This window comes from Adlercreutzia sp. DFI.6.23, assembly GCF_024462535.1.
Lineage (GTDB): Bacteria > Actinomycetota > Coriobacteriia > Coriobacteriales > Eggerthellaceae > Adlercreutzia > Adlercreutzia rubneri.
The window spans coordinates 1-302 of record NZ_JANGBP010000503.1 but is presented as its reverse complement, the minus strand read 5'-3'; the positions used below and the strand labels follow the sequence as shown (position 1 = coordinate 302).

The window sequence follows — 302 nt, the reverse complement described above, 5'->3', positions numbered from 1 at the left end:
CTGGCAGCCGGGGGTGTCCGGGTGCGCCGGCGCCTCGAAGTTCTCGACGCCCTGATCGAGGTCGCCAAAGAAGCGCGCGCGGGCGCCGCACTGGGCCACGCACTGGGGCAGCTCGCCCTGGCTCGTGCGCTGCTCGCACAAGGTGCACTTCTCGACGACGCGCTCGGTCTGGTTCAGGTAGCGCACGCCATAGGGGCAGGCTATGGCGCAGAACTGGCAGCCGATGCACTTGTCCTTGTCGATCTGGATGGTGCCGTCCTCGGCGACATGAGACGCCTCGGTCGGGCACACCTTCACACACT

1 protein-coding gene is annotated in these 302 nt (G+C 67.9%); it reads right to left on the bottom strand.

What is annotated here, in order from left to right:
* Positions 1-302, bottom strand: a 302-nt coding sequence (locus NE591_RS14325) for a 4Fe-4S dicluster domain-containing protein (RefSeq protein ID WP_256156990.1), incomplete at both ends; no start/stop codon positions are given.